Below are 20,527 nucleotides of genomic sequence, written 5' to 3' on the forward strand. Positions count from 1 at the left end.
TTTTTCGAAGGCTTCGTGCGGAAGCCGTTTTGGCGAGGGGTTTTGGAACCATGGAAGAACTGCTGACGCGCGTGGCTGCGGCCGCCGGCATCAACGAAGAGCTCGCCCGCAAGGGCGTCGGCATCATTCTCGCATTCCTGCAGAAGGAAGGCCCGGCCGCCGAGATCGGCCAGCTGATGGCGGCTTTGCCGGGCGCGCAGGCGCTGGCCGATGCCGAAGGCGGCGCCAAGGGCGGCATGCTCGGCGCGATCGGCGGCCTGATGGGCGGCGGTGGCGGCGTGATGGCGCTCGGCGGCCAGCTCATGAGCGCCGGCCTTTCCATGGGCCAGATCCAGAGCGTCTCGAAGGAGATGTTCGCGGTGGGCCGCGAGAAGGCCGGGGAGGACGCGATGGGCGCGATCGTCGGCGCGATCCCGGGCCTCGGCCAGTTCGTCTAAGCTCGCCGAACCATCCGAACGCCGCGGCACTGTCTCAGGATGGCGCCGCGGCGTTTTTGCATTCTCGCACTCGCCTTGCGACGAAGTAGGGATGGCGGTGCGCGCGCGCCCATGGCAATCAGCGCTCCACGGCTGCACACTGTGCGGAAGAGGAGTATCGGCGCGCATGAACTCGGCTGCCCCATCCGACCTTCCCTATCTCGACGCTTTCGCGGCGCCGTCTCATGACGCGTGGCGCGCGGCGGTCGACAAGGTCCTGAAGGGCGGCGATTTCGAGAAGAAGCTCGTTGGCCGTACCGCCGACGGCATCCGCATCGAGCCGCTCTATCCTGCCGCCGCTACGCCCGCTCGCGCCCTACGCGCCGAGACAGGGCGCTGGCATGTCGCCGCCCGGCTCGACCATCCGCAACCGGACGCAGCGCAGACGCTGGCTCTCGCCGATCTCGAGGGGGGCGCCGACACGCTCACCATCAGCTTCGCCGGGGCGCTGGCGGCACGCGGCTACGGCCTTGTCGCCGACGACGTGACGACGCTCGATGCCGCGCTCCAGGGCGTGATGCTGGACCTCATTCGCCTGCGTCTCGACCCCGCCCCGCAAGGCCGCATCAACGCCTTGCTGCTGGCCGCCCTGATCGAAAAGCGCGGCCATGCGGCAAGCGAGGTCTCCGTCTCGTTCGGCCTCGATCCGATCGGCGTCTTCGCCAGCCGCGGCTCGCTCGTGGCCGCATGGCCGGAACTCGGCCGCCGGCTCGCGGCAACGATCCGCACCCTGAAGGAGCGCGGCTTCACCGGCCCCTTCATCGAGGTCGACAGCCGGCCCTATCACGAGGCTGGCGCCAGCGAGGCGCAAGAGCTCGGCGCGGCGCTCGCCACGGCTGTCACCTATCTGCGTACGCTCGAGGCGCAAGGCCTGCACCTGTCCGAGGCGCGCGATACGCTGGCCTTCACGCTGGTCGCGGATACCGACGAATTCCTGACCGTGGCGAAGTTCCGTGCCGCGCGCCTGCTCTGGAGCCGCATCCAGCAGGCCTGCGGCCTGTCGCCGAAGCCGGTCCGCATCCATGCCGAAACGGCGTGGCGCTCGCTGACGAAGCGCGACCCGAACGTCAACCTGCTGCGCGGCACCGTCGCGGCCTTCGCGGCCGGGGTCGGCGGCGCCGATTCGATCGCCGTCCAGCCCTTCACCGCCGCGCTCGGCTTGCCCGATGCCTTCGCGCGCCGCGTCGCCCGCAACACCCAGCTCATCCTGCTCGAAGAGAGCAATCTCTGGCGCGTCGCCGATCCCGCGGCCGGCGCCGGCGGCTTTGAAGCGCTGACGCAGACGCTTTGCGAGCAGGGCTGGCAGGCCTTCCAGGAGATCGAACGGCAACGCAGCGGCGATCTCGGCGGCATCGTCGCATCACTGGTCGACCGCCATCTCCAGAAGACGCTCGCCGAGCAGCGAACCGCTCGCGCCAAGGCGGTGGCGACGCGCCGCGAGCCGATCACCGGCACCAGCGAATTCCCCAATATCCGCGAGGAGACGGCGACTGCGCTCGCCATCGCGCCGGTCAAGCTCGACGGAAAGCGCGTGCAAGGCAGCCTCGCCGAGCGCAACCAGGGGGAGATCATCCGCTCCTTCGTCGATGGCGCCGGCCGGGCCGATGCGCTGGCCGCGCCCGCCACTGGCCTGCGTGCCGATCCCCTGCCCTCGCTGCGGCTGTCGGAACCGTTCGAGGCTTTGCGCGACAAGGCCGATGCCCAGCCCAAGCGCCCGGTCGTCTTCCTGGCGACGCTCGGTCCGATCGCCGATTTCACGGCCCGCGCCGGCTTCGCCCGCAACCTATTCGAGGCCGGCGGCCTCGCAGCGCCGAGCGGCGACGGCTTCGCCAAGGATGGCGCCACCGATCTCGACGCTCTCGTGGGCGCCTTCCGTGCGTCCGGTGCGAAGCTCGCCTGCTTGTGCGGTTCCGATTCAGCCTATGCCGCAGAGGGTCCTGCGGCGGCCGAGGCGCTAGCCAAAGCCGGCGCCACCGTCTGGCTCGCCGGCCGCCCGGCCGAGACCGAAGCCTTGAACAAGGCGGGCGTGACCTCGTTCATCTACATGGGCTGCGACGTGGTCGAGACGCTCGCGCGAGCGCAGGCCATCACAGGCGCCTGACCGGAGACAAGAGTTTGACTGCCATCGCCCTCACCATCGCCGGTTCGGATTCGAGCGGCGGCGCCGGCATCCAGGCCGATCTCAAGACCTTCGCGGCGCATCAGGTCTATGGCGCCAGCGTGATCGTGGCGCTGACCGCGCAGAACACCAAGGGCGTCAGCGGCATCCATGCCGTGCCGCGCGACTTCGTCGCCCAGCAGATGGATGCCGTCTTCGAGGACCTCGACGTCAACGCCGTCAAGATCGGCATGCTGGCGACGGCCGAGCTGATCGAGACCGTCGCGGCCGGGCTGAAGCGTCACAGTGCGAAGAACGTCGTGCTCGACCCCGTGATGATCGCGGCCTCCGGCGCGCGGCTGCTGGAAAGCGCGGCGGTCGAGGCGATCCGCACGCATCTCTTCCCGCTCGCGACCCTGATCACGCCGAACCTGCCGGAAGCCGCTGCCCTGCTCGGCACGAGCATGGCCGAGACTGATGAGGCCATGGACGATCAGGCCGAGAAGCTCGCAGCGCTCGGCGCGGCCAATGTCCTGGTCAAGGGCGGCCACGGTACCGGCGAGATCAGCAGCGACCTCCTGTTGCTTGCAGGTGGCGCGCGCCAGCGCTTCAACGCACCGCGCCTCGCGACGCGCAACACGCACGGCACGGGCTGCACGCTCTCCTCCGCCATCGCCGCCAATCTCGCCAAGGGGCAGGCACTGGCGGAGGCTGTCGGCCACGCCAAGACCTATATCTCCGCCGCCATCGCCGCCGCCGATCAGATCGCGGTTGGCCACGGCCACGGACCGGTGCATCATTTCCACCATTGGTGGGACAGGACCGACGGGAGCCAGTCATGACCGCGATCCCGGATTTCACGAAGCTCGCCTTTGCCACCGGTGCTCGCCCTGCCACCGGCTCGCTGCCGACGGGCGAAGCCTGGCAGACGCCCGAGGACATCCCGGTCAAGCCGGTTTACACGGCCGCCGACCGCGACGGCCTGCCCTTCGTCGAGACGCTGCCCGGCATCGCGCCTTATCTGCGCGGCCCTTACCCGACGATGTATGTCAACCAGCCCTGGACGATCCGGCAATATGCCGGCTTCTCGACGGCCGAGGATTCGAACGCCTTCTACCGGCGCAACCTCGCCGCCGGACAGAAGGGGCTCTCGGTCGCCTTCGACCTCGCGACCCATCGCGGCTACGATTCCGACCATCCGCGCGTCGCCGGCGATGTCGGCATGGCCGGCGTCGCGATCGACTCGATCTACGACATGCGCACGCTGTTCTCCGGCATCCCCCTCGACCAGATGAGCGTGTCGATGACGATGAACGGCGCCGTGCTGCCGGTGCTGGCGCTCTATATCGTCGCAGCGGAAGAACAGGCCGTGCCGCAGGCCAAGCTCTCGGGGACCATCCAGAACGACATCCTCAAGGAGTTCATGGTCCGCAACACCTATATCTACCCGCCCTCGCCCTCGATGCGGATCATCGGCGACATCTTCGCCTTCACCTCGGCCAACATGCCGAAGTTCAACTCGATCTCGATCTCCGGCTACCACATGCAGGAGGCCGGGGCGACGCAGGACCTCGAGCTCGGCTACACATTGGCCGACGGCGTCGAATATATCCGCGCCGGCCAGCGCGCGGGCCTGTCCGTCGACGTCTTCGCGCCGCGCCTGTCCTTCTTCTGGGCGATCGGCATGAACTTCTTCATGGAAGTCGCCAAGATGCGGGCCGCCCGGCTGATCTGGGCGAAGCTGGTCAAGGACTTCGGCGCGCAGAACGAGAAGTCCCTTCCCTTGCGCACCCATTGCCAGACCTCGGGCTGGTCGCTGACGGCGCAGGACGTGTTCAACAACGTGCCGCGCACGATGATCGAGGCGATGGCGGCGACCCAAGGCCATACCCAGTCGCTGCACACCAATGCCCTCGACGAGGCTTTGGCGCTGCCGACCGATTTCTCGGCCCGCATCGCCCGCAACACCCAGATCCTGCTGCAGCAGGAAAGCGGCACGACCCGGATCATCGATCCCTGGGGCGGTTCTTACTATGTCGAGCGGCTGACAGCGGAGCTGGCGGAGAAAGCCTGGGGCCATATCCAGGAGGTTGAGAAGCTCGGCGGCATGGCCAAGGCCATCGAGGCCGGCATCCCGAAGCTGCGCATCGAGGAGGCCGCCGCCAAGACGCAGGCCCGCATAGACGGCGGCCTTCAGAAGATCATCGGCGTCAACTGCTACAAGCCCGACAATGAGGCGACGATCGACGTGCTCAAGGTCGACAATGCCGCGGTGCGCGCCCAGCAGCTCGACAAGCTCAGGCGCCTCAAGGCCGAGCGCAACGAGACCGAGGTGCAGGCGGCGCTGACCGCGCTGACCAATGGCGCCGCCGGCAACGGCAACCTGCTCGACCTCGCGGTCAAGGCCGCCCGCGCCAAGGCAACCGTCGGCGAGATCTCCATGGCGATGGAGCAGGTCTTCGGGCGCCACCGGGCCGAGATCAAGGCGATCTCCGGCGTCTACAAGCGGGAGGTCGGCGAGATGAACCCAGCCGTGACGCGCGTCCAGTTGATGTGCGAGGCGTTCGAGGAGGCGGATGGCCGCCGCCCGCGCATCCTCGTCGCCAAGATGGGCCAGGACGGGCATGATCGCGGCCAGAGGGTCATCGCCTCGGCCTTCGCCGATCTCGGCTTCGACGTCGATATCGGCCCGCTCTTCGCGACGCCAGACGAGGCGGCGCGGCAGGCGGTCGAGAACGACGTCCATATCGTCGGCGTCTCCTCGCTCGCGGCCGGACATCTCACGCTGGTGCCGGAATTGAAGGCCGCTCTCGCCAAGGCCGGCCGGCCCGACATCATGATCGTCGTCGGCGGCGTCATCCCGCCGCAGGATTTCGACGCGCTGATCGAGGCCGGCGCCTCGGCGATCTTCCCGCCCGGCACCGTCATTGCAGACGCCGCCGAAAAGCTGCTGGAAGAGCTCAACCAGCGCCTCGGCTACGCCCAGCGGACGGCAGCGGAATAAAAGAAGGCGGGCGCTGCCAGCCGGCAGCGCCCGCCCCATGATCACGACCGACGTGGCGACACTTACCGCCAGCCGTAACCATAACCGTAGCGCGGCGGAGGCGGCCGCATGCCATAACCGTCGGAATAACGATGCCAGCGCCGCTGGCCCCAGAAGCCGTGGACGGCGGGCGGCGCCGGGCGCCAGCCATAGCCGTAAGCCGGGCGATCGTAGGAGCGTTCATAGCCGCCGAAGGCCTGAGCCTCGCCTGCTCCGGCGAATGCCGAGGCTGTAAGCATAGCGCCGCTGAGCGCGAGCGCTGCCAAACCGATCCGGGCGCGATTGCCAAACATGGTCTCATGTCCTGTTCCGGCAGGGGACTCCCTGCCACGGATCGGACATTCGCATGGCGTGGCTGAACGGGCTTTGAGAGCGCCGTTCAGCCACCGTTTAGCTGCCGGACAATTGCTCGCGCTTCAGCAAGATCGAGGCGGCAATCACGACGACGGCGACCGCCCCGATCATGATCGTGCAGGCGGCATTGATCTCCGGCGAGACGCCGAGCTTGACCGCCGAATAGAGCCGCATCGGCAGCGTGGTCGCGCCCGGCCCCGTGGTGAAGCTTGCGATGACGAGGTCGTCGAGCGAGAGCGTGAAGGCCAGCATCCAGGCCGCCGCCACCGCCGGCCAGATCAGCGGCAAGGTTACGGTCCAGAAGGTGACGAAGGGCGTGGCCCCCAAATCCTGAGCTGCCTCTTCCAGCGAGCGGTCGAAGCCGACGAGCCGCGACTGCACGACGATGCAGGCAAAGCCGAGGCTGAAGGTCGCGTGGGCGATCGTCACGGTCCAGAAGCCGCGCTCGACATCGGCGGCGACGAAGAGCAACAGCAGCGACAGGCCCGTCACCACCTCGGGCATAACGAGCGGCGCCAGCACCATGCCGGAGAACATCGTGCGTCCGATGAAGCGGCCATGGCGCGCCAGCGCGAGCGCCGCCAGCGTTCCTAGGATCGTCGCCAGGGTGGCCGAGACGAAGCCGAGGCGGATCGAGAGCCAGGCTGCGTCGAGCAGCGGCCCATTCTGCATCAGCGCGCCATACCAATGTGTCGAGAAGCCGCCCCAGACCGTCACCAGCCGCGAGGCGTTGAAGGAGTAGGCGATCAACGTCACGATCGGCAGGTAGAGGAAGGCGAAGCCGACGATCAGCGCGAGGATCAGTCCGGGACCGAGCCGGCTCATGCCGCCCCCTCCCGGCGCAGGCGCGCGCGCTGAGCCAAGACGAGCGGCAGCACCAGCACGACGAGCAGTACCACCGCCACGGCCGAGGCCAACGGCCAGTCGCGGTTCGAGAAGAACTCGTTCCACAGCACCTTGCCGATCATCACGGTATCCGGGCCGCCAAGCAGGTCGGGGATGACGAACTCGCCGACGGCGGGGATGAAGACCAGTGCGGAGCCGGCGAGGATGCCCGGCAGCGACAGCGGCAAGGTCACCGTCAGGAAGGCCGTGACCGGGGTGGCGCCGAGATCGGCGGCCGCCTCCAGCAGGCCGCGATCGAGCTTCTCCAGCGTAGCGAAGAGCGGCAGCACCATGAAGGGCAAGTAGGAGTAGACCATGCCGAGCAGCACGGCCGTCTCGGTGTTGAGCAGGCGCAGCGGCTCGGCCTCGAAGCCGAGCAGGCTGAGCGACGCATCGAGCAGACCGTCCGGCCTGAGGATGCCGATCCAGGCATAGACCCGGATCAGGAACGAGGTCCAGAACGGCAGGATGACGAAGACGAGCAGGATGCCGCGCCAACGTGCGGGCGCCGAGGCCATCGCATAAGCCAGCGGATAGCCGATCGCCAGCGCGAAGAGTGTGGTCAGCGCCGCGATGCGCAGGGAGTAGAGATAGCTCTGCCAGTAGAGCGCATCGTCGCCGAGCAGGCTGAAGTTCGCGAGATCGAGCTGGGAGAGGAATTCGCCGAGCCGGGCAAGGCCTTCCCAATGCGGCGCATAGGGCGGCAGGGCCGTCGCTGCCTGCGAGAAGGCCATGCGCAGCACGATGCCGAAGGGGACGAGGAAGAACAACGTGAGCCAGAGATACGGCACGGCCACGACGAGGCGGCGCAGCCACTGCAGCGAAGCGACCGCGCTCATGGCGGCAGTACCACGCCGGCCTCGACATCCCAGGAGAGCCAGACCTTGTCGTCCCAGGCGAAGGGCCGGGCCAGCCGGCGCGTGCGGTTGGCCAGCGCGACCTTGACCAATTGACCGCCCTCGCCGCCGAGCATCACCTGGATCATCGTGAAGTCGCCGAGATAGCCGATATCCCAGATCTCGCCGGCAACCTTGTTGACGGCCTGAGTGGGCTCGTCATGGGCGATCTCGATCTTCTCCGGCCGGATGCCAACGACGAGAGAGTCACCCGGCTCCAGGGCCGGCGCCTCCTCGTCGAGCTCGATGGTGCCGACATGCGGTATCTCGGCCCGGACCAACTCGCCCTGGACGGTCGCGATCCGACCCTCGAAGATGTTGATATCGCCCACGAACTCGGCGACATGGCGGTTCGCAGGCGCCTCGTAGATCACGTCGGGCGGGCCGATCTGGACGAGCTTGCCATGGTCCATCACCGCCATGCGGTCGGCCATGGTCATCGCCTCATCCTGGTCATGGGTGACGACCATGAAGGTGAGCCCGAGCTCGCTCTGCAGGTCCATCAACTCGAACTGGGTCTGCTCGCGCAGCTTCTTGTCGAGCGCCGCCATCGGCTCGTCGAGCAGCAGCAGCTTCGGCCGCTTGGCCAGCGAGCGGGCAAGCGCGACGCGCTGGCGCTGGCCGCCGGAGAGCTGATGCGGCTTGCGCCCGCCCAAGCCCGAAAGCTTGACCAGCGCCAGCATCTCCTCGACGCGCCGGTCGATCTCGGCGCGCGGCAAACCCTCGCGCTTCAGCCCGTAGGCGATGTTGCCGGCCACGCTGAGATGCGGGAACAGCGCGTAGGACTGGAACATCATGTTGATCGGCCGCAGATGCGGCGGGATGGCAGTGATGTCCTGCCCATCGAGCAGAATCCTGCCTTCGTCCGGCGTCTCAAAGCCGGCGAGCATGCGCATCAGCGTGGTCTTGCCGCAGCCGGAAGGCCCAAGCAGCGCGAAGAACTCGCGCGGATAAAGCGCGAGCGAGAGATCGCCCACCGCGGTGACGTCGCCGAAGCGCTTGGTCACGCCCTGGAACTGGACCAGCGGCTTCGCCGCCGGGTCGTTCCAGGGCTGGAAGGCCCGGCGCACGCTGCCGGGCGAGGTCTTCTTCATGGTGCTCGCGACCTGTCCGGAGCCGGTCACTTGCCGGTCTTGACGCGGGTCCAGAGCCGATTCACCAGCCGCTGGGACTTTTGGTCATAGGGCGTGATCGTGTAGAGCCGCCCCATCACTTCGTCCGACGGATAGATGCCGGGATTGTCGCGTACCGCCGCCGACAGGAACGGCTTTGAGGCGAGGTTGCCGTTGGCATACTGGATGAAGTCCGAGTTCTTTGCGGCCATCTCCGGCTTGTTGACGAAGTCGATGAACTTCATCGCCGCGTCGACATTGCCGGCATCCTTCGGGATCACGAAGGAGTCGAACCACATCAATGCGCCTTCCTTCGGGATGGAATAAGCGATCTGGACGCCGTTCTTGGCTTCCTCGGCGCGCTTCTTGGCCTGGAGGATGTCGCCGGAATAGCCCACGGCCAGGCAGATATCACCGTTCGCGAGCGCGTTGATGTATTCCGAGGAGTGGAACTTCTGGATATGCGGGCGGATCTTGCGCAGGAGTTCGCCGGCCTTGTTGAGATCGGCCTCGTTCTTGGAATCCGGATTGAGGCCGAGATAGCGCAGGGCCGCCGGGAACATCTCCTCGACCGCGTCGAGCACGTGCACGCCGCAGTTCGAGAGCTTCTTGAGCTGGTCGGGCTCGAAGACGATCTTCCAGGAATCGATCACGGCATCGGGGCCGAGCCGTTCCTTGATCTTGGCGGTGTTATAGCCGATCCCGGTCGTGCCCCACATGTAGTTCACGGCGTATTTGTTGCCGGAATCATACTTTGAGAGCCGCGTCTGGATCTCCGGCCAGATGTTCTTGAGGTTCGGCGCCTTGTCCTTCTCGACCGGCTGATAGAGCCCGATCGGGATATGGCGCGGCAGGAAGGAGGCGGTGACGACGATCAGGTCGTAGCCGGTCTTGCCGGCCAGAAGCTTGGTCTCCACCGTCTCCATCTGATCGAAGGTGTCGTAGACGACGGTGATGCCGGTTTCCTTCTTGAAGGCGTCGAGCACCTCCGGATCGACATAATCAGACCAGTTGAAGATGCGCAGTTGCTTGTCCTGCGCGGCCACTGGCGCGGCCAGAAGTCCCAGTCCGATCGCGCAAGCGGCAATCGCCTCGGTCAGTCGCTTCGTCGTCCTACCCAATCCGCCCCTCCATCGTGTTGGCGCGCGCACGCTACCAGCTTTCCCCCCGGCATCAACCGCCATCGGGTGCAACCGAACACCCGCGCACAGGCAAGCTGCGCCTGACGCAAGCGTGAACGGCGACAGCCTTGCCGGCCCACGCCGCCATGCACATACCGTACCGCATGCGTCTGCTCCGCCGTTTCCTGCTGTTCTTTGCGATCGCCTTCCTGCTGCCGCTCGCAAGCCACGCCGGCTGGTGGGCCTGGCAGGAGCGTGCGCCGAACTGGCAGCGCGCCGACTGGACCAGCGCCAAGCTCCTGCCCGCGGCCTCGGATGCTGCGGAAGCGACGGTGCATGTCTTCGCCGCGCGCGTCGGCCGCTGGCGCGGCATCTTCGCCCATCATTCCTGGGTGGTGGTGAAGGAGCGTGGCGCCAGCGCCTATACGCGCTTTGATGTCGTCGGCTGGGGCGCCCCGCTTCGGGTCAATCACCGCGACGCCGATGGGCGCTGGTTCGGCAACATGCCGGAACCGGTCACCGAGATCCGCGGCGAGGCCGCCGAGCAACTGATCCCACGCATCCGTGCGGCCGTGGCCGCTTACGCCTATTCCAGCCCCGGCAGCTATCTCGCATGGCCGGGACCGAACTCGAACAGCTTCGTCCAGCATGTCCTGGCCGAGGTGCCCGAGCTTCGGCAAGCGCTGCCGCCGACCGCACTCGGCAAGGACTGGCGCGCCGACGGCCTCTTCGCCGGGCTGACCGCGAGCCGCACCGGCATCCAGGCGTCGCTCTATGGGCTTGCCGGCGTCACCGTCGGCTGGGTCGAAGGCATCGAGATCAACCTGCTCGGCCTCGTCGCCGGGCTCGACCTGCGCAGCCCGGCGCTGAAGCTGCCGGGCTGGGGACGGGTCGGGGTTTAGGGCACAGAAGCGTTCAAACCGCCTCGAAGGCCTGCGCCAGATCCGAGATCAGGTCCTCGATATTCTCGATTCCGACGGAGATGCGGATCAGCGCATCGGTGAGGCCGATCTCCTCGCGCATTTCACGGGCAACGCCGGAATGGGTCATCGCGGCGGGATGCGAGACCAGCGTCTCGGTGCCGCCGAGGCTGACCGCGAGCTTCATGATCTGGAGGTTGTCGAGCAGCGCGAAGGCCTCCTTCTCGCCGCCCTTGACGTCGAAGGCGAAGGTCGAGCCCGCCGCCGTGCACTGGCGGTCGAAGACGGCCTTGCGCGGGTCGCCGTCCTTGAGATTGCCGAGATAGTGGACCCTGGCGACCTTGCGGTGGCTCTCCAGGTATTCCGCCACGAGCTTGGCGTTCTCGTTGGCGCGGCTCATGCGGATGTCGAGCGTCTCCAGCGAGCGCATCAGCATCCAGCAGGAATTGGGATCGAGCTGCGTACCCAGCGAGCCGCGCCAGGCCTTCACCTGCCGCACCAGCGCCTCGGAGCCGCTGATCGAGCCGCCGACGAGGTCGGAATGGCCGCCGACATATTTGGTCAGCGAGAGCAGCGAGAGATCGGCGCCCTGCTTCAGCGGCTTCTGGTATTTCGGGCCGAGCATGGTGTTGTCGACGACGACGGGCGGGCGGTGGCCCTGCGACTTCTCCAGCTCATCCGCGATCATCTTGCAGGCGGCGAGGTCGACGAGGCCGTTGGTCGGGTTGGCCGGGGTTTCGACCAGGATCATCGCGACGCGCCCCTTGGCGGCTGCCGCCTTGGCCACGTCACGCATCTGCGCGATGTCGAGACCATCGGTGAAGCCGAAGGGCGTAACGCCGAAGGCGCCCATCTGGTTCTTCAGCAGCGTCTCGGTACCGCCATAGAGCGGGCGCGAATGCAGGATCGTGTCGCCCGGCCGCAGGAAGGCGAAGCAGGTCGTCGCGATCGCCGCCATGCCCGAGGCGAAGACGGCGCATTTCTCGGCCTCGTCCCAGATCGCCAGGCGATCCTCGAGGATCTCCATATTGGGATGGTTGAAGCGCGAATAGACGAGGCCGGGCTTCTCGCCGGGCTTGGGCTGGCGCCGGCCGGAGGTGAAATCGAAGAAGTCCTTGCCCTGCTGGGCATTCTGGAAAACGAAGGTCGAGGTCAGGAAGACCGGCGGCTTCAGCGAGCCTTCCGACATGGCCGGCGAATAACCGAAGCCCATCATCAGCGTCTCGGGATGGAGCTTGCGGTTGGCGATCCGGTCCTTGTGGTAGTTGTCTTCGCTCATGGCCGTCTCCCTTGCGATCCTGCGGCGCAGGCCGGTTTCTGACACCAGATTATTCCCATCAGCGCGCCATTGCTTGGCCGATCAGCATCATCCTAATGTGCCACGAGCAGCTTTCTGCTCAATTTTGTCAGGGATGGAGCATATCGTGCTAGATAGCATCGACCGCCGGATTCTCGCCGTTCTGCGTGAGGACGGGCGCATCACCAACCAGGACCTGTCGCAGCGGGTCGGGCTCTCGCCGACGCCATGCCTCCGGCGCCTGAAGCGGCTGGAGGAGACCGGCGTCATCCAGGGCTACACCGCTGTCGTCGACCCCAAGGCCTACGGGCTGCCCTTCAGCGTCTTCGTCTCGGTGCGGCTGACCCAGCAGAATCAGGAGCAGATCGCTGAGTTCGAGAAGGCGGTCGAAAGCTGGAGCGAGGTCGCCGAGTGCTATCTGATGACCGGCTCTCAGGATTACCTGCTGCGCGTCGTCACCGACGGCATCGAGGGCTATGAGCGCTTCCTGAAGCAGAAGGCGACGCGGCTGAAATGCATCCAGTCGGTCGAATCCAATTTCGCGCTGGCGACGATCAAGAAGCGCTCCGGCCTGCCGCCGGTCTAAAGGCTCTCAACGGGCGTCGAACAGTTCCGCAGCCGCAGCCTTCACCATGCCGCCCTGGTGATGCGCCACGCCCGGCACGACAACCTCGCGCCAGCGAAGCGCAATGCCGAGACGGCGCGCTTCGTCGCGGGCCGCAGCCATGAAGTGCTCGCCGCGGGCGAAGCGCGTCGCACCCTGCTCCTCGGCGCCGCGTGACTTGTTGAGCTGGTGGTGATCGGGATCGATGTCCTGATCACCCAGCATAACCAGCATCGGCTTGGCGAGCGCCCGGGCCAGCGTGGCATCGGTGACCGGCGTGCCCTTGAGCGAATAGGGGTAGGCGCGCTCGCCGGCGAGAGCCGGCAGCGTGTAGTAGCCGGCATTCGCCACGGCTGCCGTCGCGATGCGAGCCTCCGGCATCAGCATGATCATGCGGTGCACGAACTGGGCGCCGGCCGAATGCCCGAAGATCGTATAGCTGTCGCCCGCAACACGGCCGCTGGCGCGAGCGGCGTCGAACAGCCTTTCGATCAGGCCGAAAGTCCATTTCGTCTTGTCGGATTCACTACGGACGTCACCTTGCTGGAACCGGCGGCTGGGAAACTGCTCCTTGTCGAAGCGCGGGGCCAGAACGAGGAACCCGGCCCGGTCGGCAGCGGCTTTCCAGGCATCGCGCGCGCCTTTCGCGTTGCGACCCATGCCATGGACCGCGATCAGCAGGGGGCAAGGCTTGGCCGCGCAGGCCGGCGGCGCATAGCTCGAAACCGCGATGGCAACGGACAACGGGTCGGCATAGCTGCCCTCAGCCGGACCGGTCCCGGCGAAGAGCGCCGGCGTTTCGGCAGAAGCGACGGACAGGCCGAGGCCCAGCGCCAGCACGACGGCCGTCAGTCCCCAACGCAACCGCGCCATTCCGCTCGCTCCTCTAGCCGCCGCGATCCATGGCGCGGCGCACGACCTGCGTGACTTCGCTGTTCGAAAGGAAGAGATCGTGCCGCAGCATGCTCCAGCCCCGGCCGGAGGTGTCGGCGACGCGTACTCCCAAAGCCTCCAGCCGCGAACGGTCCGCCGCGCCGGCGCGCGCGACGCCGCCGGCGATGCGGGCGGAGACGGCAAGCGCCCGGTCGCCGGGGTCGATGATCACGGTCATGCGCTGGGCCAGCGGGCCGAGCTTCTTCACCGTCTGCTCGAAGGCGTCGATATCGACGTCCGGCGAGGCCAGCACGACCGAGCCGATCCGGGCGTAGATCTCCTGGGAATCGCGCAGCTCGCGCAGGCCTTCCAGGGTCAGGAAAGTGCCCATGGAATGGGCGACGATGTGGATGCGGCCGACGGTGGGGTTGGCGACGAGCGCCTGCAAAGACTGGACGAAGCCGTCGCGCGACCAGAGCGCGCTCTCGCGATCATAGGCGTAATCGAAGAGCTTGCCGCCCGAAGGCCAGGTGAACAGGGCGGTCCGGCCCTGGAATTCCAGCGAATGGGAGAGCTGGCCGGCGCTGCGCGCGGCGGTCTCGAAGGTCTCGTTGAAGCCGTGGATGTAGAGCAGGACGTCGCGCCCGTTCACGGCGTCCGAGAAGGCTCGTGGCGCGTTCCCCGAGGTCTCACGCGAAATCCCGAGCACGGCCCAGTCACCGCTTACCGCCGAGGAAACACGACCCGCGATGCCGCGCCCGGGCGGCGACAGCCGCGCCTCGGCAAAGGTGAGCGGGCCGCGATCCGTGTTGAAGAACGGCGTGGCGTTGCCGGTCGACCGGCGCGTCGTCATGACGAGCAAGCGCGGGTCCTTGCCGAGCGCCGAGGTATCGGCGCGCTCGGGTTCGGAAAACGGCGATACGCTCGCCTCGCTCTGCGCGCAGGCGGCGAGGCCGAGCGGCAGGAACGCGGCGAGGGCCAGCGAACGGCATGAAAAGGCGCGCCTTGTAACGGGCATTGAGACAGGTATCCGGTCAGAATGTGAGGGGCCGAACTGGCAGCCATACCTCTAAAGGCAGGCCAAGGCGGCCAGAATGGGGCAAGCGATCAGCTTCCGATCAGAAGCGGCCGGGGCGTTGCGCGGAGGCGACATCACTGCGCCGCGCCGGAAATGATCTGGATCGGCGCGGTGACGACGAGCCCGACGGTCGAGCCGACCGTACCCATGACGCCGCCGGCGACATCGCCAAGCCTGTCACCGAAGCGCGGCCCGGCGAAGCCGATGCCTCGATCCTGCTGCAGCCTCTGGCCGATGAGCTGCACCACCTTCGGCGACGATGCGAATTTCGCGTGGTTGAGGCTGTCCCCGGAGGAGACCTCGGACAGATCGATCAGCCGCACGCCGAGCTTCTCCAGATCCGCGATCGTCTCGGTATCCTTGCTCGACACCGCGCCCAGCCGCGTCTTGTCACCGGCAAAGCGCCGGGAGAAGTCGAGCGCTCGATCGTCAGCCGAGACGAAGACCGTCAGCGGCCGGCGGATCGCGCGCATCTGCATCTTGAACACGTCGAGATCGACATCTGGCGCAGCGAGCATCACGTCGCGCAGCTTGCCGCCGAAACTGCCGTCGCCGCGGATCGCGGCCTGGCGTAGCGTCTCCAGCGTCAGGAGCGTCCCCATGGAATGGGCGAGGATGTCCATGCGCGAAGCGCCGAGATCGCGAGCGATGGCGCGCAGGTTCAGTTCGAGGAAATCGCGCGAATAGAAGGCGCTTTCGCGATCGTAGGGATAGGCCAGCAACTGACCGCGCGACGGCCAGGTGAACAGCACCGGCACGCCCTTGAAACCGGAATCATAGACGATCTGGGCGAAGCGATAGGCCGCATCCGCGAAATTGGTGTTGTAGCCGTGGACGAAGATCAGAATGTCGCGCTGGGAGGGCGGCCGCCGCTGCAGTTCCTTGCGCACGTCGGAGACGATCGGTGCGAGATCGAGCTTCTGGATATAGGTCGCAGTGAAATGCTTGGCGGGGTCGCCCGGCCCCGAATCGGGCAGCTCTAGGTCCCCGGCCTTGTGGCTGCGCGGCACGGTGATGTCGAGACGGGCGAAGGAGAGCTTGGGCCCGCGCTCGCCGCTGAAATAGACCGGCTGCGCCGAGACCTCGCGCGTCGTCGCGACGTAGATCTGGACGGTCCCCGCGACATCCGCCTTCGGAGCTTCGCTCAGCTCCAGCACGCGCGGCGTGCCGCAGGCTGCGAGCGCCAGCGGCAGGAACAAGGCCAACAGGAAAACACGAAGCCGCATCGCCACGCACATCATTGCCAACTCGTCTCATCGCAACGGCGAATTCACAAGATGCCGACATGACACAGTGATGAAGCAAGTGACGCGCGAGGACGCCTTGTCGCCCGCTCCCGCGACTTGCTAACTGGCGACATGGTCGACAACAGCTCTCCAGCCGATCCACTCGGCGAAGCCATCCTCGCCGGCGAGCGCGCCGCGCTGGCCCGTGCGATCACGCTGGCGGAATCGCGCCGCGCCGACCATCGCGAGCAGGCGCAGGCCCTGATCCAGCGGCTGCTCCCGCATACCGGCCGCGCCATCCGGGTCGGGATCACCGGCGTGCCCGGCGTCGGCAAGTCGACCACGATCGATGCGCTGGGCACTTACCTCACCGGCAAGGGCCACAAGGTCGCGGTGCTCGCCGTCGACCCCTCCTCGACCCGCACCGGCGGCTCGATCCTTGGCGACAAGACGCGGATGGCCCGGCTCGCGGTCGATCCAAACGCCTATATCCGCCCCTCCCCCTCCTCGGGCACGCTCGGCGGCGTCGCCGCCAAGACGCGCGAGACGATGCTGCTCTGCGAGGCCGCCGGCTTTGACGTGATCCTGGTCGAAACTGTCGGCGTCGGGCAGTCGGAGACCGCGGTCGCCGATCTCACCGACTTCTTCCTCGTGCTGATGCTGCCCAATGCCGGCGACGAATTGCAGGGGATCAAGAAGGGCATCATCGAGCTCGCCGACATGATCGCGGTCAACAAGGCCGATGGCGATGGCGCGACGCCTGCCCGCGCCGCAGCCGCCCAGTACAAGGCCGCGCTACATATCCTGGCGCCGACCTCGGCGCTGTGGAGCACGCCGGTCGTGACGATCTCGGGGCTGACCGGGCTCGGCCTCGATGCGCTCTGGTCGAAGGTCGAGGATCACCGCGCCCGCTTCGAGGCCAAGGGCTTGATCGCAGAGAAGCGCCGCCGGCAGGACGTGAAATGGATGTGGGCGATGGTGCAGGACCGGCTGCAGGCGAAGCTCCGGCACGATCCCGCTCTCAAGGCTCGCACCCCTGAACTGGAAGCCGCGGTCGCGGAGGGCCGCCTGCCCCCGACATCGGCCGCGGACGAGATCGCGCAGGCTCTCGGACTGTAAGCTCCACACCGGGAGCGTCGGTTTCAGATCGGCACAGATGGAGCTGGCACGCGGCTTGATCCGCGCCGGCGGAGCAGGAGCTTCCATGGTGCTTTCCCGACGCAACGTTCTGGCGATGGGCCTTTTCGGCACGGCCTCGGTCGTTCTGCCCGCCCACGCCCAATCCCGCGGCGCGACTGCCGGGCCGCTCGGCCATCTCGGGCTCGATGCCGGCCAGCTCGGCCTGCGTCCCGGCGCGAGCGAGGATCAGTCGCGGCAATTGCAGGCTGCGCTGAAGCAAGCCGCTGGGCGCGGTGCGCCGCTCCTGCTGCCTCCGGGCCGCTACCGGATCGGCGGCGTCGCCCTGCCCGAGAATGCCCGGATCGTCGGCGTACCCGGCGAAACGCATCTCGTCACCGCCAATGGCCAGCCCGTGCTGATCGCCCGCAATCTCAGCCGGGCCGAGCTTTCCGGCCTGAGTTTCGACGGGCTCGACATTCCCGCCGCCCAGCGCAGCGGCCTGCTCGCGGCCGAGAATGTCGGCGAACTCGTGATCTCTGGCTGTGCCTTCGCCAAGGCCGGCTCGGTCGGACTGACGCTCGATCGCTGCGGCGGGCGCGTCGCGGCGAACCATTTCCGCGAGATGCGGGATGCCGCCCTGTTCGCGATCGATTCGAAGGGGCTCACCATCGAGCAGAACCGGGTCGAGGATTGCGGCAATAACGGCATTCAGATCTGGCGCAACCAGCCGGGCGATGATGGCTCCATCGTGCGCGGCAACCATGTCCAGCGCATCCGCACCGATGCCGGCGGCAGCGGGCAGAACGGCAACGGCATCAGCGTCTTCCGTGCCGGCGGCGTGATCATCGAGGGCAACCAGTTGCGCGACTGCGCGATGACCTTCATCCGCAACAATTCCGGCTCGGGCGTCCAGATGCTCGGCAACCGGGGGCGGCGCTGCGGCGAAGTCGGCCTCTACAGCGAATTCGCCTTCGAGGGCGCGATCATCGCCAACAACCTCGTCGAGGACTGCGCGGCCGGCGCCACCATGACCAATCTGGACCATGGCGGGCGCCTGGCGGTCTGCGCCAACAACATCATCCGCCGGGCGACGCGCAAGGCCGTGCCCTATAGCAAGGATCCGGTCGGCGGCTACGGCATCCATGTCGAGGCGGAAGCAGCCGTGACCGGCAACGTCATCGAGGAGGCCAGCGATATCGGCATCGCGCTCGGCTGGTCCTGGGGCATGCGCAACCTCGCCGCCACCGGCAACGTCATCCGCAAGACCGGGATCGGCGTCTCGGTCTCGCTGGTGCCGAAGGAGCGCAACGCGCTCGTTGCCAACAACATCATCGCCGAGGCCCGCGACGGCGCCGTGATCGGCACCGAATACGGCAAACCCGTTACCGGCGACCTGACGAAAGCCCCCGATGCCAGAGCCTCGGGGATCGTGGTGGCGAACAACGCGGTGCGTTGAGCCCAGCTCAGGCTGGCGCGCGGATGCGGCCGACCTCGATGCCGTTCCAGTTCCTCAGGACGGTCTCGCGCAGCGGCGCGAAGGCGACCTGCGTGGCGTCATCCATCGGCAGGAAGCGCGCGATCAAGGCGCCGAGCGCGATCTCGGCGGCGCGGCCGGCGCCGTCATCGCATTTCAGGGCGATGCCGTAGCCCAGTTCCGGCAGGGACGCGCAATAGACGCCCTCGGCCCCGGTTTTGGTAAAGGCGCGCGCGCCGAGCAAGCCCATCAACCGCGTGTCGTAGCGGCCGGTGCCGGCGACCATGAAGGGATGGGCCGCAGCCGCAGCCCGGATGCGCGCCGCCGCCTTCGCCCGTTCCGGCCCGAAGCCCCTACCGGTGCCGAAGCGAGCGAAGCCCAGGGCCAGCGCCGAAAGCGGCACGGCATAGGACGGGATCGAGCAGCCATCGATGCCCATCCGATCGGCGCTATGGGCGGCGCCGGTCACCGCTTCCAGCGCGCCGCGCACGGCCTGCTGCACGGGATGGGCAGCCTTCACATAGCCGGTCGGGTCCTCGTCCATGTTGCAGGACAGGCAGACAAAGCCGGCATGCTTGCCGGAGCAGTTGTTGTTGAGCGCGCTCGGCTCGGCGCCCGATTTCGCCAGGGCGCGGGACACGAGCTCGTTCGACGGCCAATGCGCGCCGCATTCGAGGCAACCGGCATCGCGGCCGGCCTTGCGCAGCATCGAAAGCGAGGTCTCGGCATGGAGCGGTTCGCCGGAATGCGAGGAGACGGCGAGCGCGATCTCGGCCTCGGTCAGCCCGTAGCGGTCGGCGGCGCCGCTCTCAATCAGCGGCAGGCCCTGGATCGCCTTGACGGCCGAGCGCGGGAAGACCGGGCGCGCGACATCGCCGGCCGAGAAGACCACGCCGCCATCGGCATCGACGACGATCGCCGCGCCGCGATGACGCGATTCGACGACATTGCCGCGCGTGACCTCGGCGAGAACAGGGTTTTCCATGGCGACCTCCGTTGCCCATTCATCCGGGCTTGCCGCCTTTTGGCGCCGGACCGGGGTCCTGTCAAAAGCGCTGGCGCGAAGCGCGCCGGGCTGCCACGGTGCGGCCCAACCGACCCACGCCCTTCAGCGATGGAAGACCGATGTCGCCGGACTACGAGACCGAGTACAACAACCGCGCCCGCGTGCCGGAACATCCCGGCATCATCGCCGGCTGGCAGGCCGATGCCGCCGCCTATCGCAGCGAGGCCCTGTGCGAGCTCGATGTCTCCTATGGCGAGGGCGAGCGCCAAGCCTACGACCTGTTCAAGCCCGAGACGATCCGTGGCAACGCATTGGTGATGTTCATCCATGGCGGCTACTGGCAGGCGCTCGACCGCAGCTATTTCTCGCATATGGCGCGCGGGTTGAACCAGCTCGGCCTGCCGGTCGCAGTCGTCGGCTACGACCTCTGCCCGCAGGTCCATCTCGGCCATATCGTCTGGGAATTGCAGCAGGCGGCAGCGGCGCTGTGGCGACGCTTCGGCCTGCCTGTCGTCGCTTCCGGACATTCCGCCGGCGGCCATCTCAGCGCCTGCACGCTCGCCACCGACTGGAAGAATGTCGATCCCGACCTGCCGGACCAGCTCGTGCCGGCGGCCTATGGCATCTCCGGCCTCTACAACCTGAAGCCTCTCGTCGAGACCAGCATCAACAAGGCGCTGAATCTCGACCTGGCCGCCGCGGAACTCGAGAGCCCGCTGTTCTGGCCGGCCCCCTCGCGTTTGACGATGGATGCTGTGGTCGGCGGCGCCGAGAGCGAAGAGTACCACCGGCAGAGCCGCCGGCTCACAGACGTCTGGGGGCTGGAGGGTGTAACGACACGCTATGAGGAAATCCCCGGCGCCAACCATTTCACCGTGATCGCCGGACTGACCGATCCCGAGAGCGCGATGACACGACGGATCGCCGCGCTCGCGGGCGCTTGAT

Annotated in this window: 19 protein-coding genes; 9 read left to right on the plus strand and 10 right to left on the minus strand. The window is 67.3% G+C overall.

Annotated features, from left to right (window positions below; translation table 11 throughout):
* The first annotated feature begins 50 nt into the window (after positions 1-50).
* From AC6RIC_RS19150 to scpA, 4 genes are all read left to right on the plus strand, one after another.
* Complete coding sequence (locus AC6RIC_RS19150) at positions 51-437, plus strand: DUF2267 domain-containing protein (protein ID WP_499733517.1); 387 nt, start codon at positions 51-53, stop codon at positions 435-437.
* Between the two features lie 166 nt (positions 438-603).
* Complete coding sequence (locus AC6RIC_RS19155) at positions 604-2,577, plus strand: methylmalonyl-CoA mutase family protein (protein ID WP_499733518.1); 1,974 nt, start codon at positions 604-606, stop codon at positions 2,575-2,577.
* Between the two features lie 14 nt (positions 2,578-2,591).
* Complete coding sequence (gene thiD / locus AC6RIC_RS19160; protein WP_499733519.1) at positions 2,592-3,416, plus strand: bifunctional hydroxymethylpyrimidine kinase/phosphomethylpyrimidine kinase; 825 nt, start codon at positions 2,592-2,594, stop codon at positions 3,414-3,416.
* Positions 3,413-5,578: a methylmalonyl-CoA mutase gene (gene scpA, locus AC6RIC_RS19165; protein WP_499733520.1), complete on the plus strand. Its 2,166-nt coding sequence runs from the start codon at positions 3,413-3,415 to the stop codon at positions 5,576-5,578. The genes thiD and scpA overlap by 4 nt, the downstream gene beginning before the upstream one ends.
* A 62-nt stretch (positions 5,579-5,640) precedes the next feature.
* On the opposite strand, the gene AC6RIC_RS19170 is transcribed toward scpA, so the two are convergent.
* From AC6RIC_RS19170 to AC6RIC_RS19190, 5 genes are all read right to left on the minus strand, one after another.
* Positions 5,641-5,910 carry a hypothetical protein gene (locus AC6RIC_RS19170; protein ID WP_454657689.1) on the minus strand — a complete coding sequence of 90 codons (270 nt, stop codon included), beginning with the start codon at positions 5,908-5,910 and terminating at the stop codon, positions 5,641-5,643.
* 97 nt (positions 5,911-6,007) lie between these two features.
* Positions 6,008-6,796, minus strand: coding sequence for an ABC transporter permease (locus AC6RIC_RS19175; RefSeq protein ID WP_454657690.1), 789 nt, complete (start codon positions 6,794-6,796; stop codon positions 6,008-6,010).
* On the minus strand, positions 6,793-7,695 hold the full coding sequence (locus tag AC6RIC_RS19180; RefSeq protein ID WP_499733521.1) for an ABC transporter permease: 903 nt from the start codon (positions 7,693-7,695) through the stop codon (positions 6,793-6,795). Before AC6RIC_RS19180 ends, AC6RIC_RS19175 begins: the two co-directional genes overlap by 4 nt.
* Positions 7,692-8,846: an ABC transporter ATP-binding protein gene (locus tag AC6RIC_RS19185; protein ID WP_499736630.1), complete on the minus strand. Its 1,155-nt coding sequence runs from the start codon at positions 8,844-8,846 to the stop codon at positions 7,692-7,694. Before AC6RIC_RS19185 ends, AC6RIC_RS19180 begins: the two co-directional genes overlap by 4 nt.
* Before the next feature lie 26 nt (positions 8,847-8,872).
* Positions 8,873-9,985 (minus strand): polyamine ABC transporter substrate-binding protein, encoded by a 1,113-nt coding sequence (locus AC6RIC_RS19190; RefSeq protein WP_454657692.1) that lies wholly within the window; start codon positions 9,983-9,985, stop codon positions 8,873-8,875.
* A 164-nt stretch (positions 9,986-10,149) separates the two neighbouring features.
* Between AC6RIC_RS19190 and AC6RIC_RS19195 the strand changes: the two genes are divergently transcribed.
* Positions 10,150-10,887: a DUF3750 domain-containing protein gene (locus AC6RIC_RS19195; protein WP_499733522.1), complete on the plus strand. Its 738-nt coding sequence runs from the start codon at positions 10,150-10,152 to the stop codon at positions 10,885-10,887.
* Positions 10,888-10,900: 13 nt separating this feature from the next.
* On the opposite strand, the gene AC6RIC_RS19200 is transcribed toward AC6RIC_RS19195, so the two are convergent.
* A complete protein-coding gene (locus AC6RIC_RS19200; protein WP_499733523.1) occupies positions 10,901-12,184 on the minus strand; it encodes a cystathionine gamma-synthase family protein in 1,284 nt (427 codons plus the stop codon).
* A 133-nt stretch (positions 12,185-12,317) separates the two neighbouring features.
* On the opposite strand from AC6RIC_RS19200, the gene AC6RIC_RS19205 reads away from it, so the two are divergent.
* Positions 12,318-12,788, plus strand: a complete 471-nt coding sequence (locus tag AC6RIC_RS19205) for an Lrp/AsnC family transcriptional regulator (protein ID WP_377846710.1) — start codon at positions 12,318-12,320, stop codon at positions 12,786-12,788.
* Between the two features lie 6 nt (positions 12,789-12,794).
* On the opposite strand, the gene AC6RIC_RS19210 is transcribed toward AC6RIC_RS19205, so the two are convergent.
* The 3 genes from AC6RIC_RS19210 to AC6RIC_RS19220 all read right to left on the minus strand — a co-directional run bounded on the left by AC6RIC_RS19210 (position 12,795) and on the right by AC6RIC_RS19220 (position 15,983).
* On the minus strand, positions 12,795-13,679 hold the full coding sequence (locus AC6RIC_RS19210; RefSeq protein ID WP_499733524.1) for an alpha/beta hydrolase family protein: 885 nt from the start codon (positions 13,677-13,679) through the stop codon (positions 12,795-12,797).
* A 13-nt stretch (positions 13,680-13,692) separates the two neighbouring features.
* Complete coding sequence (locus AC6RIC_RS19215) at positions 13,693-14,697, minus strand: alpha/beta hydrolase (protein ID WP_454657696.1); 1,005 nt, start codon at positions 14,695-14,697, stop codon at positions 13,693-13,695.
* A gap of 134 nt (positions 14,698-14,831) precedes the next feature.
* Positions 14,832-15,983, minus strand: a complete 1,152-nt coding sequence (locus tag AC6RIC_RS19220; RefSeq protein ID WP_454657697.1) for an alpha/beta hydrolase — start codon at positions 15,981-15,983, stop codon at positions 14,832-14,834.
* A 132-nt stretch (positions 15,984-16,115) separates the two neighbouring features.
* On the opposite strand from AC6RIC_RS19220, the gene meaB reads away from it, so the two are divergent.
* Both meaB and AC6RIC_RS19230 read left to right on the plus strand, forming a co-directional pair.
* Positions 16,116-17,102 (plus strand): methylmalonyl Co-A mutase-associated GTPase MeaB, encoded by a 987-nt coding sequence (gene meaB, locus AC6RIC_RS19225; protein WP_499733525.1) that lies wholly within the window; start codon positions 16,116-16,118, stop codon positions 17,100-17,102.
* An 85-nt stretch (positions 17,103-17,187) separates the two neighbouring features.
* Positions 17,188-18,558 (plus strand): TIGR03808 family TAT-translocated repetitive protein, encoded by a 1,371-nt coding sequence (locus AC6RIC_RS19230; RefSeq protein ID WP_499733526.1) that lies wholly within the window; start codon positions 17,188-17,190, stop codon positions 18,556-18,558.
* 7 nt (positions 18,559-18,565) lie between these two features.
* Here the strand turns inward: AC6RIC_RS19230 and AC6RIC_RS19235 are convergent, their stop codons facing one another.
* Positions 18,566-19,561, minus strand: coding sequence for an asparaginase (locus tag AC6RIC_RS19235; RefSeq protein WP_499733527.1), 996 nt, complete (start codon positions 19,559-19,561; stop codon positions 18,566-18,568).
* 140 nt (positions 19,562-19,701) lie between these two features.
* On the opposite strand from AC6RIC_RS19235, the gene AC6RIC_RS19240 reads away from it, so the two are divergent.
* Complete coding sequence (locus AC6RIC_RS19240; RefSeq protein WP_499733528.1) at positions 19,702-20,526, plus strand: alpha/beta hydrolase; 825 nt, start codon at positions 19,702-19,704, stop codon at positions 20,524-20,526.
* Position 20,527: the final 1 nt, after the last annotated feature.

The sequence above is a fragment of the Allobosea sp. TBD101 genome, from assembly GCF_059817965.1.

Bases quoted from the DNA above. Each gene is read 5' to 3' on its own strand.
- AC6RIC_RS19205 (WP_377846710.1), top strand. From the start codon at position 12,318: ATGGAGCATATCGTGCTAGATAGCATCGACCGCCGGATTCTCGCCGTT.
- AC6RIC_RS19175 (WP_454657690.1), bottom strand. From the start codon at position 6,796: ATGAGCCGGCTCGGTCCCGGACTGATCCTCGCGCTGATCGTCGGCTTC.
- AC6RIC_RS19180 (WP_499733521.1), bottom strand. From the start codon at position 7,695: ATGAGCGCGGTCGCTTCGCTGCAGTGGCTGCGCCGCCTCGTCGTGGCC.
- meaB (WP_499733525.1), top strand. From the start codon at position 16,116: ATGGTCGACAACAGCTCTCCAGCCGATCCACTCGGCGAAGCCATCCTC.
- AC6RIC_RS19200 (WP_499733523.1), bottom strand. From the start codon at position 12,184: ATGAGCGAAGACAACTACCACAAGGACCGGATCGCCAACCGCAAGCTC.
- AC6RIC_RS19235 (WP_499733527.1), bottom strand. From the start codon at position 19,561: ATGGAAAACCCTGTTCTCGCCGAGGTCACGCGCGGCAATGTCGTCGAA.
- AC6RIC_RS19230 (WP_499733526.1), top strand. From the start codon at position 17,188: ATGGTGCTTTCCCGACGCAACGTTCTGGCGATGGGCCTTTTCGGCACG.
- AC6RIC_RS19215 (WP_454657696.1), bottom strand. From the start codon at position 14,697: ATGCCCGTTACAAGGCGCGCCTTTTCATGCCGTTCGCTGGCCCTCGCC.
- AC6RIC_RS19240 (WP_499733528.1), top strand. From the start codon at position 19,702: ATGTCGCCGGACTACGAGACCGAGTACAACAACCGCGCCCGCGTGCCG.
- AC6RIC_RS19220 (WP_454657697.1), bottom strand. From the start codon at position 15,983: ATGCGGCTTCGTGTTTTCCTGTTGGCCTTGTTCCTGCCGCTGGCGCTC.
- AC6RIC_RS19195 (WP_499733522.1), top strand. From the start codon at position 10,150: ATGCGTCTGCTCCGCCGTTTCCTGCTGTTCTTTGCGATCGCCTTCCTG.
- AC6RIC_RS19150 (WP_499733517.1), top strand. From the start codon at position 51: ATGGAAGAACTGCTGACGCGCGTGGCTGCGGCCGCCGGCATCAACGAA.
- AC6RIC_RS19185 (WP_499736630.1), bottom strand. From the start codon at position 8,846: ATGAAGAAGACCTCGCCCGGCAGCGTGCGCCGGGCCTTCCAGCCCTGG.
- AC6RIC_RS19155 (WP_499733518.1), top strand. From the start codon at position 604: ATGAACTCGGCTGCCCCATCCGACCTTCCCTATCTCGACGCTTTCGCG.
- AC6RIC_RS19210 (WP_499733524.1), bottom strand. From the start codon at position 13,679: ATGGCGCGGTTGCGTTGGGGACTGACGGCCGTCGTGCTGGCGCTGGGC.
- scpA (WP_499733520.1), top strand. From the start codon at position 3,413: ATGACCGCGATCCCGGATTTCACGAAGCTCGCCTTTGCCACCGGTGCT.
- AC6RIC_RS19170 (WP_454657689.1), bottom strand. From the start codon at position 5,910: ATGTTTGGCAATCGCGCCCGGATCGGTTTGGCAGCGCTCGCGCTCAGC.